The following is a 231-nucleotide window of genomic DNA, read 5'->3' on the forward strand; positions in this document are numbered from 1 at the left end:
TGCCGGTGATGCGTTCGAGATGATCCTCGATCGGGATGCCGTCCGACAGGGTGATGGTCTCGATGCCGTGCGGCTTGAGCAGATCGAGCCGCTCCTGAATGAAGTCGGCGACGATGATGGCGCCGGCACCGAGGAGCTTCGCGCAGGCTGCGCCCGCGCGACCGACAGGCCCCGCGCCGAAGATCAGCACGTTCTCGCCGACGATATACGCAGGCTGCGCCGGCCAGTCGG

Annotated in this window: 1 pseudogene; it reads right to left on the reverse strand. The window is 67.1% G+C overall.

Annotated elements, in window-relative coordinates:
* A pseudogene (locus CVH10_RS24925) lies at positions 1-231 on the reverse strand (formaldehyde dehydrogenase, glutathione-independent); the annotation flags it as partial.

The organism is Halomonas sp. ND22Bw, assembly GCF_003011945.1.
Taxonomy (GTDB): Bacteria; Pseudomonadota; Gammaproteobacteria; order Pseudomonadales; family Halomonadaceae; genus Halomonas; species Halomonas halophila.